This is a genomic window from Haemophilus sp. SZY H56 (assembly GCF_054332415.1).
On sequence record NZ_JBTGNX010000036.1, the window covers coordinates 1 to 1,066 of the forward strand.

Here is a 1,066-nt window from a genome sequence, read left to right on the forward strand (position 1 = left end):
AGCTTAATCCACCCAATCGCGATGGACCAAGGTTTACGTTTCGCAATCCGTGAAGGTGGCCGTACAGTAGGTGCTGGCGTTGTTGCGAAAATCATCAAATAATTGATGTATTAACTGTAACAAGTTAGATTAAGAAGGCGTATCGAAAGATACGCCTTTTTGTTTGCCTAAAATTCCGCAAAATTATGATGAAAATTCAAATTAAAAAAGTGAATGTTAGGAAGAGAGAAATATTTGTTGGAGGAAAAAAGTGGCGGAAGGTCATGGGAGTTGAATTTGAATCATAACTTTATGAAAAATAATGATATTATTTTTTGGCATCAAAAATATAGTACAAAATATGGTACTAAAAAATTTTTTCCGTTGATTTTTGATTACTTTTTAACCAAATTTGAAAGCAACCCTAAATGATGATTTACCAGTGCCCAAAATCAAACTTTAAACATCTTAACCGCGTAATGATAGCTCGCTATCTTTTATAGTAAAAAATAAAAATTTTCGCGGGAGATTTTTTTTGCGAAGTTTAATCACTTATTCACTTCCAATGGTCATTTCTCACTGTAAGCATTTGATTATAAAAAATAAAAAGACAAGTGATTAACAAGTGATACACAAGTGATAAAGTGATTAATGAAAGTGATTTATCACTTTTTTTGCCATTTAATCACTTCTAGCTACCAGCAAAAAAGAAAAATGAGATCTATTTGACAAATTTTCTAATTCACAAAGGGAAGGGATAAAGCATCTTGTTTCTGCTGTTTGTCGTGCAATGATGAGTGATGATTATCGCTAGTAGCTAGAGATTAAAAGGTACTCCTAAGGGGGCGCATCTTTCCACGGGGTTTCGGGCTCGCGGTTTTCGGCTAATTTTTAGGTTTCTAGGCATCATCATCTTTCATCTAAAATATTAATTTTGCGGTTGTAAAAATTGAGTTGAATGGGCGGTTTTGATAGACAAAACCCATAGCGATTTTATCACCCCCTCGCGCGCGCGTACTGATGACAAAACTCAATAAAAAAGGCTCAATGTACTGCATCAAGCCTTTATTTATCCTTGATTAATTAT

1 protein-coding gene is annotated in these 1,066 nt (G+C 34.1%); it reads left to right on the plus strand.

The features are described from left to right. Window positions 1-102: EF-Tu C-terminal domain-related protein (locus ACXVWP_RS11085; protein ID WP_077495063.1), on the plus strand; the 102-nt coding region annotated here is incomplete at its 5' end. Window positions 103-1,066: the final 964 nt, after the last annotated feature.